Annotated in this window: 17 protein-coding genes; 10 read left to right on the top strand and 7 right to left on the bottom strand. The window is 64.2% G+C overall.

Annotated features, from left to right (window positions below; all coding sequences use genetic code 11):
- The first annotated feature begins 40 nt into the window (after positions 1-40).
- Positions 41-2,146 (top strand): elongation factor G, encoded by a 2,106-nt coding sequence (gene fusA / locus MYCSP_RS18040; protein WP_070909367.1) that lies wholly within the window; start codon positions 41-43, stop codon positions 2,144-2,146.
- Positions 2,147-2,247: 101 nt separating this feature from the next.
- Positions 2,248-3,441: an elongation factor Tu gene (gene tuf, locus MYCSP_RS18035; protein ID WP_070909368.1), complete on the top strand. Its 1,194-nt coding sequence runs from the start codon at positions 2,248-2,250 to the stop codon at positions 3,439-3,441.
- A gap of 79 nt (positions 3,442-3,520) precedes the next feature.
- Here the strand turns inward: tuf and MYCSP_RS18030 are convergent, their stop codons facing one another.
- Both MYCSP_RS18030 and MYCSP_RS18025 read right to left on the bottom strand, forming a co-directional pair.
- On the bottom strand, positions 3,521-4,870 hold the full coding sequence (locus MYCSP_RS18030; RefSeq protein WP_088415661.1) for an oxygenase MpaB family protein: 1,350 nt from the start codon (positions 4,868-4,870) through the stop codon (positions 3,521-3,523).
- A gap of 98 nt (positions 4,871-4,968) precedes the next feature.
- Positions 4,969-6,354, bottom strand: a complete 1,386-nt coding sequence (locus MYCSP_RS18025; RefSeq protein WP_070909369.1) for an oxygenase MpaB family protein — start codon at positions 6,352-6,354, stop codon at positions 4,969-4,971.
- A 110-nt stretch (positions 6,355-6,464) separates the two neighbouring features.
- On the opposite strand from MYCSP_RS18025, the gene MYCSP_RS18020 reads away from it, so the two are divergent.
- Together MYCSP_RS18020 and MYCSP_RS18015 are read left to right on the top strand one after the other, a co-directional pair.
- The gene (locus MYCSP_RS18020; RefSeq protein WP_070910021.1) at positions 6,465-7,259 is read left to right on the top strand and encodes a hypothetical protein; all 795 of its coding nucleotides are present in this window, start codon (positions 6,465-6,467) and stop codon (positions 7,257-7,259) included.
- A gap of 160 nt (positions 7,260-7,419) precedes the next feature.
- Positions 7,420-8,241 carry a mycofactocin-coupled SDR family oxidoreductase gene (locus MYCSP_RS18015; RefSeq protein WP_088414569.1) on the top strand — a complete coding sequence of 274 codons (822 nt, stop codon included), beginning with the start codon at positions 7,420-7,422 and terminating at the stop codon, positions 8,239-8,241.
- An 11-nt stretch (positions 8,242-8,252) separates the two neighbouring features.
- Here MYCSP_RS18015 and MYCSP_RS18010 read toward each other — a convergent pair whose 3' ends face one another.
- Genes MYCSP_RS18010 through ddaH form a run of 4 tightly spaced genes read right to left on the bottom strand, consistent with a single transcriptional unit; the run spans position 8,253 to position 12,731 of the window.
- Entirely contained in the window at positions 8,253-9,134 is an 882-nt protein-coding gene (locus MYCSP_RS18010; RefSeq protein WP_070909371.1) for a universal stress protein, read from the bottom strand.
- Entirely contained in the window at positions 9,131-10,606 is a 1,476-nt protein-coding gene (locus MYCSP_RS18005) for an APC family permease (protein ID WP_070909372.1), read from the bottom strand. The genes MYCSP_RS18010 and MYCSP_RS18005 overlap by 4 nt, the downstream gene beginning before the upstream one ends.
- 26 nt (positions 10,607-10,632) lie before the next feature.
- The gene (gene rocD / locus MYCSP_RS18000) at positions 10,633-11,853 is read right to left on the bottom strand and encodes an ornithine--oxo-acid transaminase (RefSeq protein WP_083013535.1); all 1,221 of its coding nucleotides are present in this window, start codon (positions 11,851-11,853) and stop codon (positions 10,633-10,635) included.
- Positions 11,854-11,873: 20 nt separating this feature from the next.
- Positions 11,874-12,731: a dimethylargininase gene (gene ddaH / locus MYCSP_RS17995; protein WP_088414564.1), complete on the bottom strand. Its 858-nt coding sequence runs from the start codon at positions 12,729-12,731 to the stop codon at positions 11,874-11,876.
- Positions 12,732-12,867: 136 nt separating this feature from the next.
- Between ddaH and MYCSP_RS17990 the strand changes: the two genes are divergently transcribed.
- Positions 12,868-13,320: an Lrp/AsnC family transcriptional regulator gene (locus MYCSP_RS17990; protein WP_030096676.1), complete on the top strand. Its 453-nt coding sequence runs from the start codon at positions 12,868-12,870 to the stop codon at positions 13,318-13,320.
- Between the two features lie 56 nt (positions 13,321-13,376).
- Positions 13,377-14,567, top strand: coding sequence for an NAD(P)/FAD-dependent oxidoreductase (locus MYCSP_RS17985; RefSeq protein ID WP_070909374.1), 1,191 nt, complete (start codon positions 13,377-13,379; stop codon positions 14,565-14,567).
- Between the two features lie 10 nt (positions 14,568-14,577).
- Here the strand turns inward: MYCSP_RS17985 and mftR are convergent, their stop codons facing one another.
- Positions 14,578-15,174, bottom strand: coding sequence for a mycofactocin system transcriptional regulator (gene mftR / locus MYCSP_RS17980; protein ID WP_070909375.1), 597 nt, complete (start codon positions 15,172-15,174; stop codon positions 14,578-14,580).
- A gap of 94 nt (positions 15,175-15,268) precedes the next feature.
- On the opposite strand from mftR, the gene mftA reads away from it, so the two are divergent.
- The 4 genes from mftA to mftD are packed head-to-tail and all read left to right on the top strand — an operon-like array spanning position 15,269 to position 18,083.
- The gene (mftA, locus tag MYCSP_RS17975; protein ID WP_030096679.1) at positions 15,269-15,373 is read left to right on the top strand and encodes a mycofactocin precursor MftA; all 105 of its coding nucleotides are present in this window, start codon (positions 15,269-15,271) and stop codon (positions 15,371-15,373) included.
- 14 nt (positions 15,374-15,387) lie between these two features.
- A complete protein-coding gene (gene mftB, locus MYCSP_RS17970) occupies positions 15,388-15,690 on the top strand; it encodes a mycofactocin biosynthesis chaperone MftB (RefSeq protein WP_070910023.1) in 303 nt (100 codons plus the stop codon).
- Complete coding sequence (gene mftC / locus MYCSP_RS17965; protein ID WP_070909376.1) at positions 15,690-16,904, top strand: mycofactocin radical SAM maturase; 1,215 nt, start codon at positions 15,690-15,692, stop codon at positions 16,902-16,904. The genes mftB and mftC overlap by 1 nt, the downstream gene beginning before the upstream one ends.
- Positions 16,905-18,083, top strand: a complete 1,179-nt coding sequence (mftD, locus tag MYCSP_RS17960) for a pre-mycofactocin synthase MftD (protein ID WP_070909377.1) — start codon at positions 16,905-16,907, stop codon at positions 18,081-18,083.
- The last annotated feature ends 48 nt before the right edge of the window (positions 18,084-18,131 follow it).

Genomic DNA, 18,131 nt, shown 5'->3' with positions numbered 1-18,131 from the left:
CTCGTCCATCCATATTCGAAGCGAAAGAGCGGAAACTTCTGTGGCACAGGAAGTGCTGACCGACCTGAACAAGGTCCGCAACTTCGGCATCATGGCGCACATCGATGCCGGCAAGACCACCACGACCGAACGCATCCTCTTCTACACCGGTATCACCTACAAGATCGGTGAAGTTCACGATGGCGCAGCCACCATGGACTGGATGGAGCAGGAGCAGGAGCGCGGCATCACCATCACGTCCGCCGCGACGACCGCGTACTGGAAAGAAAACCAGCTCAACATCATCGACACCCCGGGGCACGTCGACTTCACCGTCGAGGTGGAGCGCAACCTGCGCGTGCTCGACGGTGCCGTGGCCGTGTTCGACGGCAAGGAGGGCGTGGAGCCGCAGTCGGAGCAGGTGTGGCGTCAGGCCGACCGCTATGACGTTCCGCGCATCTGTTTCGTCAATAAGATGGACAAGCTGGGCGCCGACTTCTACTTCACGGTGAAGACCATCGAGGATCGTCTCGGTGCGCGTGCGCTGCCGATCCAGTTGCCGATCGGTGCCGAGAACGACTTCGAGGGCATCATCGACCTGGTCGAGATGAACGCCAAGGTGTGGCGCGGCGAGACCAAGATGGGCGAGAGCTACGAGACGGTCGAGATCCCGGCGGAACTGGCCGACAAGGCCGAGGAGTACCGCGCGGCGCTGCTCGAGGCCGTCGCCGAGACCGACGAAGAGCTGCTGGAGAAGTACCTGGGCGGCGAAGAGCTGACCATCGACGAGATCAAGGCAGCCATCCGCAAGCTCACCATCACCTCCGAGGCGTACCCGGTGCTGTGCGGTAGCGCGTTCAAGAACAAGGGCGTGCAGCCCATGCTCGACGCGGTGATCGACTACCTGCCGTCGCCGCTGGACGTCGGCGTCACCACCGGCCACGTGCCGGGCAAGGAAGACGAGCTCATCACCCGTGAGCCCAACACCTCCGAGCCGTTCAGCGCGCTGGCGTTCAAGGTGGCCACCCACCCGTTCTTCGGCAAGCTGATCTACATCCGCGTGTACTCGGGCAAGGTCGATTCGGGCGCGCAGGTCGTCAACTCCACCAAGGGCAAGAAGGAGCGGCTGGGCAAGCTGTTCCAGATGCACTCCAACAAGGAGAACCCGGTGGAGTCGGCCGCGGCGGGTCACATCTACGCCGTCATCGGCCTGAAGGACACCACCACCGGTGACACCCTGTGCGATCCGAACAACCAGATCGTGCTGGAGTCGATGACCTTCCCGGATCCGGTTATCGAGGTGGCCATCGAGCCCAAGACCAAGAGTGACCAGGAGAAGCTGGGCACCGCGATCCAGAAGCTCGCCGAAGAGGACCCCACCTTCAAGGTGAAGCTGGACCAGGAGACCGGCCAGACCGTCATCGGCGGCATGGGCGAGCTGCACCTGGACATCCTGGTGGACCGCATGCGCCGTGAGTTCAAGGTCGAGGCCAACGTCGGCAAGCCGCAGGTGGCCTACCGCGAGACCATCCGCAAGAAGGTCGAGAACGTCGAATTCACCCACAAGAAGCAGACGGGTGGATCGGGTCAGTTCGCGAAGGTGATCGTCACCGTCGAGCCGCTGGTGGATGCCGAGGACGGCGCGACCTACGAGTTCGCCAACAAGGTGACCGGTGGACGCGTTCCGCGCGAGTACATCCCCTCGGTGGACGCCGGTGCCCAGGACGCCATGCAGTACGGCATCTTGGCCGGCTACCCGCTGGTCAACATCAAGGTCACGCTGCTCGACGGCGCGTACCACGATGTCGACTCGTCGGAAATGGCGTTCAAGATCGCGGGTTCGCAGGCCCTGAAGAAGGCGGCGCAGGCTGCGCAGCCGGTCATCCTGGAGCCCCTCATGGCTGTCGAGGTCACCACACCCGAGGATTACATGGGTGACGTGATCGGCGACCTGAACTCCCGCCGTGGCCAGATCCAGGCTATGGAGGAGCGCAGCGGCGCTCGTGTCGTCAAGGCACAGGTTCCGCTGTCGGAGATGTTCGGCTACGTCGGCGACCTTCGGTCGAAGACCCAGGGCCGGGCCAACTACTCCATGGTGTTTGACTCGTACGCCGAAGTTCCGGCGAACGTGTCGAAGGAGATCATCGCGAAGGCGACCGGGGAGTAAGCGAAGCGAACGACCCAATTGGGCTTGCGCGAGTAGGTCCTAAGATCGCGCCCCTGGCGCAAAACTGTAAGTAACAACAACAAGAGTCCAGGAGGACACAAGTGGCGAAGGCGAAGTTCGAGCGGACGAAGCCGCACGTCAACATCGGGACCATCGGTCACGTTGACCACGGCAAGACCACTCTCACTGCAGCTATCACCAAGGTGCTGCATGACAAGTACCCCGATTTGAACGAGGCGTCGGCCTTCGACCAGATCGACAACGCTCCCGAAGAGAAGGCTCGTGGTATCACGATCAACATCTCGCACGTGGAGTACCAGACCGAGAAGCGTCACTACGCACACGTCGACGCCCCCGGTCACGCTGACTACATCAAGAACATGATCACCGGTGCCGCCCAGATGGACGGTGCGATCCTGGTGGTCGCTGCGACGGACGGCCCCATGCCGCAGACCCGTGAGCACGTGCTGCTCGCCCGTCAGGTGGGTGTGCCCTACATCCTCGTCGCGCTGAACAAGTCCGACATGGTGGACGACGAGGAGCTCCTCGAGCTCGTCGAGATGGAGGTCCGGGAACTGCTGAGCAGCCAGGACTTCGACGGCGACAACGCTCCCGTGGTGCGTGTCTCGGCGCTCAAGGCGCTCGAGGGCGACGCCGAGTGGGGCAAGACCGTTGCCGACCTGATGGACGCGGTTGACGAGTCGATCCCGGACCCGGTCCGCGAGACCGACAAGCCGTTCCTGATGCCCGTCGAGGACGTGTTCACCATCACCGGTCGTGGCACCGTGGTGACCGGTCGCGTCGAGCGTGGCGTGATCAACGTGAACGAGGATGTCGAGATCGTCGGCATCAAGGACACCACCACCAAGACCACGGTCACCGGTGTTGAGATGTTCCGCAAGCTGCTCGACCAGGGCCAGGCGGGCGACAACGTCGGTCTGCTGGTTCGTGGTGTGAAGCGTGAGGACGTCGAGCGTGGCCAGGTTGTGGTCAAGCCCGGCACCACCACCCCGCACACCGAGTTCGAGGGCAGCGTCTACATCCTGTCCAAGGACGAGGGCGGCCGCCACACGCCGTTCTTCAACAACTACCGTCCGCAGTTCTACTTCCGCACCACCGACGTGACCGGTGTTGTGACTCTGCCCGAGGGCACCGAGATGGTTATGCCCGGTGACAACACCGACATCTCCGTCAAGCTGATCCAGCCGGTCGCCATGGACGAGGGTCTGCGTTTCGCCATCCGTGAGGGCGGTCGTACCGTCGGCGCGGGTCGCGTTACCAAGATCATCAAGTGATCTGAAGACGCCAGGAAAACGGCGCTCACCCTTCGGGGTGGGCGCCGTTTTCTTTTGTGGTGCAATGCTTTTAGTTGCGTCAGCGGGCGAATGCGTGCCCGGCGGTGTTGTTGTCGTGCATGGTGTAGGTGGAGCTAACCTTGGCGCGCTTCTCGATCAGTTCGGACAAAAGATTGTTCACCGTACTGGGATTGGGGTTGAAGGCGTCCAACTGTCGGCGCACCAAACCCATGCCGGGCAACCGGTCCATGACGGCGCTCGCATTGGCGTTGACCGCGGCCGCTCTGCTGAACAGCCAACCGGACAGCCGATGATTGACGCCCTCGAATGTGGTGCCCTGGAAGAACTCGTCCATTGCCGCCGGTCCCATCAGCATGGAGCCGGGGCCGGCGAGCACCTCCGCGAAGAGGCGCCGGACCGGGCCGGTGCGCGCGCCGGACATGCCGGTGGCCAACGCCTCTACCAGCTCGACGCGCCAGCGCGAGGCATCCCCGGAGCGTGCCAACAGATAGTCGAGATTGCGCATGGCGTCGATCCCGGTGCGCGGCAGTAGGTCTTCGGTGACGCCGAACATCAACGCCCAGCGCAGTAGGTAATGCCACACATCGTCGATCTCCCTGAGCGTGCAGGACCTTCCAAGTCGGTAGTCGACGAGGAGAGCCCCCAGCATCGCCTCGATGAACCCGCACATGGACGAGTTCGAAATGGGCGCACCGTATTCGGCGAAATTGTCCTCGCCCCAGGCGCTGCGCAGACCCCGCCGGGCAAGTGAGTGCACCAGCCGGACCCGCATGGTCAGCTTGATCTGTTCGGAGCCCGGCACCAGGCCGTCGCGGTCGAAGATCATCGAGAAGAACCGGTTGGTCTCGGCCAGCCGTTGGGCGCTCTGATAGCGGAACCGACCGGTGGCTCCGGTAGCCGCCGACACGTCGGAGTTCATCACGGTGTCGAAGACCGCGAAGGTCGCCATGACGGCGGTGGTCGCGGTGGTCACCTGCCGTGCCCGCTGCCGACCGCGTTCTGCCTTCTCGGGGTCCCACCATTCCGGGATGCGATACGCATCCGCGAACAGAGCGCGCAGTGCCTCGGGCGGATTGTCCAGGCTATCGACGCCGTGCTCCACGGCCTGTTCGAACAGGGCACGTGCCTCGGCGGAACCGAGCTCGTGGAACAGTTCCACCACGGCATCCATGGGCTCGTCGCCCTGCCACATGTGGTCATCGAACATCCGGGTTGCCGGAGTGGGGGTTACCTCGTCCTCGACGTCGAACCAGGGGTCGAAGAGGTAGTGCCGGCAGTGGCGCCAGATCCAGCCGAACTCGTTCTTGCCCTCCGGAATTGAGCGAAGGTCCATGCCCGGCCGGTAGTAGTAGTCGAACGGGTGCGGTTCGCCTGCCTCTGGTTTGTCGACCACGGTGAGCTTGGGCATCCGGGCGCCTCCTGGGTTGTTGACGTCGACATCATTGACAACGCGCATTGTCAATGTTAGGCCGCCGGGACGTTGCTCACAAGAGGTGACGTCTCGAACTAGCGGGCAAAGGCGTGACCGGCGGTGTTGTTGTCGTGCATGGTGTAGGTCGAGGTCACCTTGTTCAGCTTCTCCAGGAGGCCGAACGCCGGATTCAGCACCGCGCTCGGGTTGGGCAGCAGGGTCCCGTAGACGAGCCGTCGCGCCAATCGGGTGCCGGGTAGCCGGTCGCGGATCGCGGCGGTGCGTGCGCTCACCGACATCGCGGCCTGCAGAACCATCCCGGGGAGCTGCCGGGGGAGCCGCTCGTAGGTTGTGCCACGCACGAATTCATCCATGGCCCGGGGGCCCATGAGGACCCAGCCGGGTGCGCCGATGCCTGCCACGAACATCACGTCGCTGAGCAGCTTGCGGAAACGTTCCATGGGGACGGGGGCAATGACGGCAGAGGGTAGCGAGGACAGGACCTCCACGAGCTCGACGCGCCAGCGCGAGGCATCCCCGGAGCGTGCCAGTAGGTAGTCGAGATTGCGCATGGCGTCGGCGCCTGTCTTGGGGCACATCTCCTCGGTGATGCCGAACAGCAGCGCCCATCGCGTCATGTAGTGCCATGCGTCGTCGAGCTCTTCGGCGGTGCAGGGCCGGCCGAACCGGTGCTCGATCAGCATCTGCCCCAGGGACTCGGCTTCGATGAATCCGCACATCGATGAGTTGGAGATCGGCACGCCGAAGTCGGCGAAGTTGTCCACCCCCCATGCGGATCGAAGTCCCTTGCGGGCCAGTGAATGTACGAGGCGCACGCGCAAGGTCATCTGTATCTGCCATGAGCCGGGACGCATGGCGTCGCGGTCGCGCAGTGCCGCGAAAAAGCGCGCGGTCTCCAGCAGGCGCTGTTGGCCTTGGTCCCGGAACCTGCCGGAGGCGCCGGTGGTCGCCGAAACGTCGGAGTTCATCACGGTGTCGAAGACCCCGAACGATGTCATGAGGAGCGCTGTGGGCGCGCCCATTTGGTTCAGACGCACTCGTCCGCGCTCTGCCTTGACCGGATCCCACCACTGCGGCACCCGGTACGCATCCTCCAGGAGTGCGCGCAGTTCATCCGGCGGGTCATCGAGGGAGTCGATGCCCTCGGTGATGGCCTGCTCGAACATGGGGCGTGCCCGTTTGGAGCCGATCCGGTCGAACATGGCGACCACGGCGTCCATGAGCTCGTCGCCCTGCCACATGTGATCGTCGAACATGCAGGTAAGCGGGGTCGGGGTGACGTGGTCCTCGACGTCGAACCAGTTGTCGAAGAGGACGTGCCGGCAATGCCGCCAGATCCAGCCGAATTCGTTCTTGCCCTCCGGGATTGGGCGCAGATCCATCCCGGGCCGGTGGTAGTAGTCGAAGGGGTGGGGTGCACCCGGAAGTGAGTCGTCGACCACGGTGGTGAGCTTGGGCATGCGAGTGCCTCCTGTCGGCGATGTCGGCATCGTTGACAACATCCATTGCCAATATTAAGCGTCGGATCGATCCGGCACAAGATGCCATACGGATGGAGGATCATTGCCCCATGAACGTGATGGCGCGCTTTCTCAAGATCCTGGCTTTCTCGCTGATCTGCGGGATCGTCGGGCCGATTTTCATAGTGATGTATTACGTGATCGACGAGCCGGCGACGAGTTGGATGCTGTACAGCGGCATCGGCATCACCATCGGGATCGTGGTGTTGGCATTCGTGTTGACGCTGGTGTTCACCCGAACCCAGGAGGCGCGCGAGCAGTTGGAAGCGCACGGCATTCTGGCGCTGGCTGACGTGGTGGCGGCCAACGAGACGGGCATGACGGTCAACGACCAGCCGGTGATCAAGCTGACGTTGCAGGTGCATGGTGACGGGATCAGCCCGTTCCGCGCCGAGACAAGGGCTCGGGTGTCGGTGTTGCAGGTGCCCACGCTCTCGCGCGGCAAGCTCGTCGTGCTGGTCGCTCCCGGTACCGAGCAATTCCAGATCGATTGGCAGCGCAGCGCGTTGCTCAACGGACAGGTGCCCGCCAAGTTCTCCAGCTCATCCCAGGGGCGCGAGTACGACCTCACCGGACAGGCCGGTCCGCTGTTCGAGATCATGAAGGTTCTCAAGGACAACGGCATAGGTACCGATGGTGTGGTGGACATCCGTTCGAATCCGGTTGTTCGCCAACAGATCGATGCGATTCTGCGCAAGACGGAGGGATCCGGGCAGGCATCCGGCTCCGATTCCAATGGTTCGGTGGCCGACCGGCTCGCCGAGCTCGATCGGTTGAAGCTGGCATCACTGGTCTCCGAGACGGAATACGACACCAAGCGTGCGGAGATACTTGGCGACCTGTAGATCGACCGTGTGGCTTGCCGTGGGGGCATTTTGGTCACCGTCATGGCCAGGCGTCGTCGGCAAGAGTCGCGCGTGTTCACCGCCCGCTGAGCGGTCCCCAATCTGGAACACGTTCTAGAAATGCTGCTAGCCTGGTTTCGATTGCAAAGGAGCAAGATAGATGGCGGATCAGCCCCTGGCCGGAAAAGTGGCCTTCGTAACCGGCGCGGCTCGCGGACAGGGACGTCAGCACGCCGTGCGGCTGGCCCAGGCCGGCGCGGATATTGTCGCGATCGACGCCTGTGCACCCGTGTCTGACTACGCGGGATACGAGGCGGCCACGCCTGAAGACCTCAAGGAGACCATCCGGCTCGTCGAGGCGGCCGGGCGCAAGATCATCGCCGAGCAGGCCGACGTCCGTGATGGCGCCGCGCTGCAGAGCGTGGTCGAAGAGGCCGTCGCACAGTTCGGGCGCATCGACATCCTCATTGCCAACGCGGGAGTGCTCAGCTGGGGACGGCTGTGGGAGATGCCCGACCAGCAGTGGGAAGACATCATCGACACCAACCTCACCGGCACCTGGAAAACCGTCAAAGCCGTTGTGCCGACGATGATCGAGGCCGGCAACGGTGGTTCGATCGTGATCGTGAGCTCGGTGTCCGGGCTCAAGGGCACCCCGGGTAACGGCGCCTATGTTGCCTCGAAGTTCGGCCTCACCGGCCTCACCAAATCGCTGACGATCGAACTCGCCGAGTACGGCATCCGGGTCAACTCGATCCACCCGTATGGGGTGACCACGCCCATGATCACTGGCGACGCCATGATGAAGATCCTCGCCGAGCACCCCAACTACCTGCCGAGTATTGCCCCGATGCCGTTGTCGCCCACCAAGATGCTTGAACCCGATGAGATCTCGGACGTGGTGCTGTGGCTGGCGGGCGATGCGTCGGGAACGTTGGCCGGAGCTCAGGTGCCGGTGGACAAGGGGCACCTCACCTACTAGATCCGTCTGGGCTAGCCCGGCATCACGACGACGGGCACGGGGCTGTGCCTGACGATTTTCGTTGCGCGGGAGCCCAGGAACACACGGGCGACGGTGCTGTGCGGACGGCTGCCGAGAACCAACAGCTCGCCGTCGAGCCACTCGGCATTGTCGAGTGCGTCATCCCAGGTATCGCCGGTGACGACCTTCAACTCCACCTCGGGCGTCACGATGTCGTTCTGGCGCAGCCCCTCCAGCGCCTCCTCGGACTGGACGACCCAACTGGCGAGCACCGCATCCTCGGCCTCGGGACCGACCCCTGCGGTCAGCATGGTGCGGCCGCGCACCGCGAAGGTGACCACACGTAGGGGCGCATGCAGGCGCTGTGTCAGTCGAACAGCTTGTTGCACAACGTCGACCGCGTCTTCTGTGCCGGGATAACCGCACGTGACACGGCTGACCGTGCCGGCCTTGGAACCGCGGTAGCCGCGTGGGCTGATCGCCAGTGGGACGGGGGAGGAGTGCAGCAACCGGTCGCCGGTCGAGCCAAGGACCACCTGCCCGAGGCGTCCCTCTGAGGCGGATCCGACGACGAGCACGTCGGCGTCGGAGGCCTCCACGGCCTCCAGCAGGCCACCGGACACCGAGCGGTGGGCCACATTGTGGAACGTGACATCGATTCCGGTACCGATCTTTTCGAGATACGCGGCAGCCTCGGTCTTCGAGTCGTCGGAGAGTTTTTGTGCCCATTGAGCGTACTCGGCGTCGATCTTGGCCTTCGACAGCGTGGTCCACGGTTTGGGCACCACGGTGGTGACGGTGAGCGAGGTCTCCAGGACGCGGGCGGATTCGACCGCCAGATGCAGGGCGCCCTTGCCGCCCTTGCCCGAAAGATATCCGACGACGACGGTCATACCGGTTCCTTCTCCGGTAACTCGGCCGGGTCGCTGGGTAAGTCGTTGAGCGCGCTGTGGTGTCGGCCCCACACCAGATAGAACACCAGGACGATGGCGACCCAGGACCCGAATGCGATCCAGGTGATCCAGGGCAGGCTGTACAGGATGTACCCGCAGGCGATGACGGACAGCACGGGAGTCACCGGATAACCCGGAACCCGGAAGGCGCGCGGCAGTTCGGGTTCACGCACCCGCAGGATGATGACGCCGATCGATACGACGATGAAAGCGGTGAGTGTTCCGATCGACACCATGTTCGCCAGGCTGTCCAGGGGGACGAAGGCGGCCATCAGGCCCACCACGACCGCGACGATGATCGTGTTGTTCACCGGTGTCAGCGTGCGTGGGTTGACTTGTGCGAAGACCGAGGGCAGTAGGCCGTCACGGCCGATGGCGAACAGAATGCGCGTCTGGCCGTACATCGAGACCAGGGTGATCGAGAAGATGGAAATCACCGCGCCCGCCGCGAGGAACGTACTGGCAGAGGTGCTTCCGGTGACCTTGTCCAGAATCAGGGCCAGGCCGGCGGACTGCCCCTCGAACTCTTTCCAGGGCTGTGCGCCCAGCGCGGCCAGCGCCACGACGAGGTAGAAGGCGGTGACGATGAGCAGTGCCGCGATGAGCGCGCGCGGCATCGTCCGCTGCGGATCCTTCACCTCCTCTCCGGCGGTGGACACCGTATCCAGCCCCACGTAGGTAAAGAAGATCGTCCCGGCAGCGGCTCCGATCCCGCTGACACCGAACGGTGCGAAGTCGGAGAAGTTGCCGACCTGGAAGGCGGTGAACGCGATGATCGCGAACACCGTCAGGACGGCGAGCTTGAGCAGTACCATGACGGTGTTGACCAGTGCGGATTCGCTTGTCCCGCGGATGAGCAGGATCGCACACATGATGATGAGCAGGACCGCGGGCAGGTTGAGCCAGGGATGCGGTGCCGTGGGATCGGCACCGTCCCAGGGTGCGGCGCTGATCGCATGCGGCAGGTGCCATCCGAAGAGATTGACCAAGAGCTTGTCGAGGTACTGGCTCCAGCCCACGGCGACCGCCGCTGCTGACACCCCGTATTCCAAGAGCAGGCAGGCGGCCACGACCATCGCCGCCAGTTCGCCCATGGTCGTGTAGGCGTAGGAGAACGAGGAGCCCGATACCGGTACTGCCGAGGCCAATTCGGCATAACAGAGCGCGGCCAGTCCGGCGGCGAGGCCGGCGACTAGGAACGAGGCCATCACCGCCGGGCCCGCCTTGGGTACTGATTCGGCGAGGATGAAGAAGATACCGGTGCCCACGGTGGCGCCGACACCGATCATGGTCAGCTGGAACGTTCCCATCGACTGCTTCAGGTGTCCGCCCGCGCCGTGCGCGGTCGGCGCCCCGGACGTCGGTCGGCGCCGCAGCAGCTGTTGGGCAAAGCTGGGTGACGAGGGTGCCATGGTGCCTCCTGTGGCCGGGACGAAACCTACCGGAAGGTGGCCAGCACGTCAGTGAACTGGTCTATCGCCCAATCGATTTCGTCCTCGGTGATGACAAGGGGTGGTGCGAACCGGAGGGTCGCGCCATGCGTGTCCTTCACTAAGATGCCAAACTCTGCCATGCGCAGACTGATTTGTCTTCCCGTTGCCAGATTCGGGTCGATGTCGACGCCGGCCCACAGTCCCAGTGATCGCACCTCGGTGACGCCGTGGCCGATCAGGGCATCGAGTCGGGCCCGCAGGTGCCGTCCAAGAACGGCTGCCCGGCGGTGAAATTCGCCGCGTTCCAAGATTGCCACTACGGTCGACCCGACGGCCGCGGCCAACGGATTTCCGCCGAAGGTCGAGCCATGCTCGCCGGGGTGTAGCACACCGAGTACGTCGGTATCGGCGACCACGGCAGAGACGGGGACCACTCCGCCGCCGAGCGCCTTGCCCAGCAGATAGACATCCGGGACCACGTTCCAGTGGTCGCAGGCAAACATGCGGCCGGTGCGGGCGAGTCCGGCCTGGATCTCGTCGGCGATGAACAGGACGTTGTTCTCGGTGCACAGTGTGCGGACGGTGGGCAGGTAGTCGTCCGGCGGGATGACGATGCCGGCCTCGCCCTGAACGGGCTCCAGCAGGACGGCGACGGTGTTGGCGTCGATCGCCTGCTCCAGGGCGGCGGCATCGCCGAACGGCACGATGCGGAATCCGGGAGTGAACGGGCCGAACCCGCCGCGCGCCGTCTCATCAGAGGAGAAGCTCACGATGCTGATGGTTCGACCGTGGAAGTTGTTGTGCGCCACCACGATATTGGCCTGATCCGCCGGTACGCCCTTGACGTCGGTGCCCCATTTGCGGGCCACCTTGATGCCACTCTCGACGGCCTCAGCCCCGGTGTTCATCGGCAGCACCATGCCCTTGCCGCAGAGCCGGGCGAGGTCGCGGCAGAACCTACCGAGGCGATCCGAATGAAACGCCCGGCTCACCAGCGTCACCGTGTCGAGCTGCGCGTGCGCGGTCGCGAGGATTTCGGGATTCCCGTGGCCGAAGTTCACGGCCGAGTAAGCGGCCAGACAGTCCAGGTACCGCTTGCCGTCCACATCCTCGATCCACGCGCCCTCGGCCCGGTGGGCGACGACCGGTAGCGGCGCATAGTTGTGGGCGCCGTATTGCTCGGCCAACTCGATGTACTCAACGCTCTTGTATGAGTCGGGTGACATGCCGGGGGCCTCCGTGACGGTCACGAGTGCAGCTCCAGTGTGCAGCACTTGACCGATCCACCGCCCTTGAGTAGTTCGGAAAGATCGATGCCTATTGGTTCGAATCCGGCACCGCGGAGCTGTTCGGCGAATCCGGTTGCCCCGGCAGGCAGCATCACGTGGCGCCCGTCAGAGACCGCGTTCATACCGAGGACATAGGCATCGGCGGAACTGGCGATGATCGCGTTGGGGTACATGGACCTCAAGCGCGCCTGAGATGCCTCACTGAATGCAGGCGGATAGTAGGCAATGGTCTGCGCATCCAGCACGGCCAGCGCCGTGTCCAGGTGATAGAACCGAGGGTCGACCAGTTCGAGCGTCGCCACGGGAATCTCGAGCATCCGCGCGATCTCGACATGCGACCTGACATCGGTGCGGAACCCCGTTCCCGCCAACATGATCTCGCCTGCGAGCAGGAAATCGCCCTGCCCCTCGTTGGTGTAACGCGAGTGCATGGCCCGCAATCCGTGTCCGCGCATCCATTCGGCGTGCGCGGCGGCCTCGCTCGCACGCTCGGCGTGCTTGAAGCGGGCGACAACGGCGTTGCCACGCAATACGATTCCGCCGTTGGCCGCGTACACCATGTCCGGCAGGCCCGCGACGGGGGACAGGATGTCCACGGTATGGCCGAGGCGTTCGTAGGTGGCGCGCAACGCATCCCATTGGGCGATGGCAAGAGCCGGATCGACCGGATTGGTTACATCCATCCAGGGATTGATCGCGTATTCGACGGTGTAGTACGTCGGGGGCACCATCACGTAGTGACGTGTCGTCGGTGTTCTGTCTGGTTGTTCAGTCGGGGAGGAGGCCGGGTGTCCACCCTCGTGCACAGCGGTCATGCGCTGAGCGTATGAGAGCTGAACCATGCAATCAATCTTCATCCATTGTGCAATGGAATGCGATCCATTGCGTCTAGGTAATGAATTTGGCATTCTATTGCAGGAATGGGCCGGGTGGTCCGAGAAGGGAACATTCATGGCCGAGCTGGATGCCACCGACGAGCGGATCGTGACGTTGTTGATGCGCAACGCCCGGGCGACGTTCGCCGAGATCGGCGAGGAGGTGAACCTCTCGGCCCCCGCGGTCAAGCGCCGGGTCGACAGGTTGGTCGCCACGGGCGTGATCAAGGGCTTTACCACCGTGGTCGATCGCGCTGCCGTCGGCTGGAACACCGAGGCCTACGTCCAGGTCTACTGCCAGGGCACCATCACGCCGGAGGCCCTGCGGCGGGCGTGGATCGACATCCCCGAGGTGGTGAGTGCGGCGACGGTGACCGGAACCTCCGATGCGATGCTCAGGGTGTTGGCACGCGACATTCAGCACCTTGAGCGCGCCCTGGAACGCATTCGTGCCAGCGGAGACATCGACCGCACCGAGAGCATCGTGGTGCTTTCCAATCTGGTGGACCGAGCGCAGGTACAGGGGTAGCGAGCGGGGACGATAGGCCTGACATCCCGCGTGTCCAGTCGTGTAAGAAGAGACCCATGAGTGACGCGGAACACGGGGTATTGATCATCGGTGGTGGACTGGGTGCGGTGCGTACCGCCGAGCAGCTGCGTCGCGCGGAGTTCTCCGGGCCGATCACCATCGTGAGCAGCGAGACGCATCTGCCCTACGACCGTCCACCGCTGTCCAAGGATGTCTTACGCGACGCGGAGAAGACGATCGATGCCGTGGTGCTCAAGCCGCGAGAGTTCTATGACGAGAAGGAAATTGAACTGCGGCTTGGCGTCGAGGTGACCGCGCTGGATCCGGCCGCCCGAACGGTCACCCTGAGCGACGGGAGCACGCTGGAATACGGCGAAGTCATCATCGCGACCGGCCTGGTTCCGCGCCGCATACCGTCCTTCCCCGACCTGGCCGGTATCCACGTCTTGCGCACCGCCGATGACAGCTTTGCGTTGCGCGGTGACGCCGAGAACGCGCGGCGCGCGGTGGTCGTCGGTGCGGGCTTCATCGGGTGCGAGGTTGCGTCCACCTTGCGTGCCAATGGAGTTGACGTGGTTCTTGTCGAGCCGCAGCCCGCCCCGCTGTTGGCGGCGATCGGCCAGCAGCTCGGAGACCTGGTCGCCCGGCTGCACCGTAACGAGGGAGTGGACGTTCGGGTTGGTGTCGGCGTCGACGCGGTGGAAGGGGAGGGGCGGGTTCAGTCCGTCACCCTGTCCGACGGGTCACGGCTGGACGCCGATCTTGTCGTGCTGGGTATCGGGAGCCGGCCTGCGACCGACTGGCTGGAGGGGTCAGGCGTCGAGGTGGACAACGGCGTGGTGTGCGATGCGGTGGGCGCCACGAGCACCCCGCATGTCTGGGCACTGGGCGATGTCGCCGCATGGGCCGACGCGGACGGGCGTCCGAACCGTGTGGAGCACTGGAGCAATGTGGCCGATCAGGTGCGCGCGTTGGTGCCGGCGTTACTGGGGCAGGAACCGTCCGCGAATACCGCTGCTGTGCCCTACTTCTGGAGCGACCAGTACGACGTGAAGATCCAGTCGCTGGGCCACCTGGGGGACTCGGATGTCGTGCATCTGATCTCCGACGACGGCCGAAAGTTCCTGGCATATCTGGAGCGCGACGGCGTGCTTACCGGCGTCGTGGGTTGTGGGATGGCCGGCCCGGTGATGAAGATGCGGGCCAAGATCGCGGCGGGAACACCCATCGCCGAGGTGCTTGAGTAGCTCGGCGGGCTCAGCCCAGGGCGCGCAGGCCTGCCTCGGCGGCATCGAAGCCCCTGCCGAGCAGCGTAGTGAGCTTTGACGACTCGTCGGCAAGCCACTGTTCGTATGCGGCCAGAGCGACTCCCAAAAGTGTCCAGGCAACGGTCTGCGGCAAGAGGGCGTTGGGTTCGGTGCCACCGCGTTTGGCCACGAACTGGGCGATGACGTCGCGCCAGCCCGTGTACATCAGCATCGAGTACGCCTGCAGGGCGGGGATTTCCAGGATCAGCCGCATCCGCATGCGGTGCCGCGGTGTCTCGTTGACGGGAAAATCGTTGAATGTCAGCACTGCCCGTCGCAGTGCGGTGCTGGTATCCACGGTGTCCGGCGTTTCCTGCAGCAGGTCGCGCATCACCTGCAGATGAGAGTCGAAGTCTCCCCACACGATTGCATTCTTGGAGCTGTAGTACCGAAACACCGTGCGCCGGGCGATACCGGCCGCGGCGGCGATGTCGTCCACGCTCACCTCGTCGAATCCGCGCTGCGCGAAGAGCGCCATCGCAACCGTGGTGATCTCGTCCCGGGTTGTCGAAGGGCGTCGCCCTACGCGCGCCGTCTGTGCTGTCATGCCAGCATTTCCTGCCACCCTCTTTCCTTTCTGCACTCGATGCCATTATTATCGTGACCGTTGCCACAGTCCAGACTCACAAGGGAGTGAACAGATGGCCGAGCCCACCACTGTCGCCGGACAGACCACCGACACCGAGTTGGTCCAGGAATCGCTGGTCGAAGAGGTGTCGATCGACGGGATGTGCGGCGTCTACTGAGACGCCCCATCTCGATGAGCGCCATGATTGACGAGGCGCCCGCCGGTTTCGACTGGACCCGGCCCTGGCAGTTGCATCCCCAGGTGTCGCTGCGCCCGGAGCCGTTCGGGGCGCTGCTCTACCACTTCGGAACTCGCAAGCTGTCCTTCCTCAAGAACCGCACTCTGCTGCAGATCGTGCAGTCCCTCGCCGATCACAGCAGCGCCGAGAACGCCTGGCGGGCGGTTGGTGTCGACGACGGTCAGGTCGCCGCGTATCAGCATGCCCTGACCGTGTTGGCGGATTCCAAGATGATCGTGACCCGAGAGGACGCGTGATGAGTGCTCCCGCTGTACCCCGCCTGGTCGACCAGTTCGAACAGGGACTTGACGCTCCCATCTGTCTCACCTGGGAGTTGACCTACGCCTGCAACCTGTCCTGTGTGCACTGCCTGTCGTCGTCGGGTAAGCGCGACCCGCGTGAGCTCTCCACGCAGCAGTGCAAGGACATCATCGACGAGCTGGAACGCATGCAGGTGTTCTACGTCAACATCGGTGGTGGCGAACCCACTGTGCGATCGGATTTTTGGGAGCTCGTCGACTATGCGACCGAGCATCACGTAGGGGTCAAATTCTCCACCAACGGTGTACGGATCACCGAGGAGGTGGCGGCGCGGCTGGCCGCGAGCGACTACGTCGACGTGCAGATCTCGCTGGACGGCGCGACCGCGGAGGTCAACGACGCGGTGCGTGGGACCGGATCATTCGCGATGGCCGTGCGTGCGCTGGAGAATCTGGCCAACGCCGGATTCAAGGACGCCAAGATCTCGGTGGTGGTCACCCGTCACAATGTCGACCAGCTCGATGAATTCGCGGACCTGGCAGCGCGATACGGTGCGACGCTGCGGATCACGCGGCTTCGCCCCTCGGGCCGCGGGGCCGACGTCTGGGATGAGTTGCACCCGACCCCCGCGCAGCAGCGTCAGCTGTATGACTGGCTGGTGCTCAACGGCGAACGAGTGCTCACGGGTGATTCTTTCTTCCACCTCTCGGCCTACGGCGATGGCTCGGGCGGGTTGCCCGGTCTCAACATGTGCGGTGCCGGCCGGGTGGTGTGTCTGATCGACCCGGTGGGTGACGTCTACGCCTGCCCCTTCGCGATCCACGACCGTTTCATGGCTGGAAACGTGGTGTCCGACGGTGGATTTGACGCGGTATGGAAGCATTCCCGGTTGTTCAACGAGCTGCGTGAGCCGCAATCGGCCGGTGCGTGCGGCAGCTGCGGTCACTACGACAGCTGCCGGGGCGGCTGCATGGCCGCCAAGTTCTTCACCGGACTCCCGATGGACGGGCCGGACCCGGAATGCGTGCAGGGCTACGGGGAAGTGGCCCTGGCCGCGGACCGCGTGGTGCCCAAACCCAGTGGTGACCACTCGCATTCGAAGAGCAAGCGCAGCCCCGCCACGGGTCCGGTGGCGCTGACGCTGACTCGCCGTCCACCTTCACGCGCGTGCGATGAGAACCCTCTTTCCAATTTACGAGCAGGACGATAGATGGCCCGCAATACATGGTTCGAGACGGTCGCGATTGCCCAGCAGCGGGCCAAGAAGCGACTGCCGAAGTCCGTCTACAGCTCGCTGATCTCGGCCAGTGAGAAGGGGCTGACGGTCAGCGACAACGTCGAGGCATTCGGGGAGCTGGGGTTCGAACCCCACGTGGTTGGCATCCAGCCGGACCGCGAACTATCGACAAATGTTCTGGGGCAGGATATTTCCCTTCCGGTGATGATCTCTCCGACCGGGGTACAGGCCGTAGACCCCGATGGTGAGGTCGCCGTGGCGCGGGCCGCCGCGGCGCGTGGAACGGCGATGGGGTTGTCCTCGTTCGCGAGCAAGCCCATCGAAGATGTGGTCGCCGCCAACCCGAAGACGCATTTTCAGATCTACTGGCTGGGTGGCCGTGACGATGTCGCTCAGCGCATCCAGCGTGCGAAAGATGCTGGAGCGGTTGGTCTTATCGCCACCCTTGATTGGAGCTTCTCGCACGGGCGCGACTGGGGGAGTCCGTCCATTCCCGAGAAGATGAACTTGCGATCGATGATCCGGCTGGCGCCGGAAGTCGTCACCAAACCCGGCTGGCTGTGGTCGTTCGGGAAGGGGATGAACATTCCGGACCTGCGGGTGCCGAACCAGGCCGCCCGTGGGGAGGCCGGCCCGCCGTTCTTCGACGCCTATGGGCAGTGGATGGGCACCCCGGCGCCGACGTGGGATGACGTGCGCTGGATGCGCGAGCAGTGGGACGGTCCGTTCATGCTGAAGGGCGTCATGCGTATCGACGACGCCAAACGTGCTGTGGATAGCGGAGTTTCAGCGATCTCGGTGTCCAATCATGGCGGCAACAATCTCGACGGAACGCCGGCGTCGATCCGCGCGCTGCCCGGTATCGCCCAGGCGGTGGGAGGCGATGTCGAAGTGCTACTCGATGGTGGCATCCGACGGGGCAGCGACGTCGTCAAGGCACTGGCTCTGGGCGCCCGTGCGGTGATGATCGGCCGGGCGTATCTGTGGGGCCTCGCGGCGGCCGGTCAGTCCGGCGTCGAGAACGTTCTGGACATCATGCGCGGGGGTATCGATTCTGCGCTGATGGGGCTCGGCAAGAAGTCTGTGCACGAGCTATCGCCAGATGACCTTCTCATCCCGGAGGGGTTTGCTCGGGGACTGGGCCGGCACTAGTTCGGCGCACCGCGAATTGAACACGGTGTCCGGCAGAGTCGATGTGGC

This window comes from Mycobacteroides saopaulense, from assembly GCF_001456355.1.
Lineage (GTDB): Bacteria > Actinomycetota > Actinomycetes > Mycobacteriales > Mycobacteriaceae > Mycobacterium > Mycobacterium saopaulense.
This window is presented reverse-complemented; position numbering and strand designations above follow the sequence as displayed.

What these genes read in the sequence shown, in the direction of transcription:
- ddaH (WP_088414564.1), bottom strand. Translation starts at nt 12,731, where the DNA reads ATGACCGCTGTGCACGAGGGTGGACACCCGGCCTCCTCCCCGACTGAA.
- mftC (WP_070909376.1), top strand. Translation starts at nt 15,690, where the DNA reads ATGAGTGCTCCCGCTGTACCCCGCCTGGTCGACCAGTTCGAACAGGGA.
- MYCSP_RS18030 (WP_088415661.1), bottom strand. Translation starts at nt 4,870, where the DNA reads ATGCCCAAGCTCACCGTGGTCGACAAACCAGAGGCAGGCGAACCGCAC.
- MYCSP_RS18010 (WP_070909371.1), bottom strand. Translation starts at nt 9,134, where the DNA reads ATGACCGTCGTCGTCGGATATCTTTCGGGCAAGGGCGGCAAGGGCGCC.
- MYCSP_RS17990 (WP_030096676.1), top strand. Translation starts at nt 12,868, where the DNA reads ATGGCCGAGCTGGATGCCACCGACGAGCGGATCGTGACGTTGTTGATG.
- rocD (WP_083013535.1), bottom strand. Translation starts at nt 11,853, where the DNA reads ATGTCACCCGACTCATACAAGAGCGTTGAGTACATCGAGTTGGCCGAG.
- MYCSP_RS18005 (WP_070909372.1), bottom strand. Translation starts at nt 10,606, where the DNA reads ATGGCACCCTCGTCACCCAGCTTTGCCCAACAGCTGCTGCGGCGCCGA.
- MYCSP_RS18025 (WP_070909369.1), bottom strand. Translation starts at nt 6,354, where the DNA reads ATGCCCAAGCTCACCACCGTGGTCGACGACTCACTTCCGGGTGCACCC.
- MYCSP_RS18015 (WP_088414569.1), top strand. Translation starts at nt 7,420, where the DNA reads ATGGCGGATCAGCCCCTGGCCGGAAAAGTGGCCTTCGTAACCGGCGCG.
- MYCSP_RS18020 (WP_070910021.1), top strand. Translation starts at nt 6,465, where the DNA reads ATGAACGTGATGGCGCGCTTTCTCAAGATCCTGGCTTTCTCGCTGATC.
- MYCSP_RS17985 (WP_070909374.1), top strand. Translation starts at nt 13,377, where the DNA reads ATGAGTGACGCGGAACACGGGGTATTGATCATCGGTGGTGGACTGGGT.
- mftR (WP_070909375.1), bottom strand. Translation starts at nt 15,174, where the DNA reads ATGACAGCACAGACGGCGCGCGTAGGGCGACGCCCTTCGACAACCCGG.
- mftD (WP_070909377.1), top strand. Translation starts at nt 16,905, where the DNA reads ATGGCCCGCAATACATGGTTCGAGACGGTCGCGATTGCCCAGCAGCGG.
- mftB (WP_070910023.1), top strand. Translation starts at nt 15,388, where the DNA reads ATGAGCGCCATGATTGACGAGGCGCCCGCCGGTTTCGACTGGACCCGG.
- mftA (WP_030096679.1), top strand. Translation starts at nt 15,269, where the DNA reads ATGGCCGAGCCCACCACTGTCGCCGGACAGACCACCGACACCGAGTTG.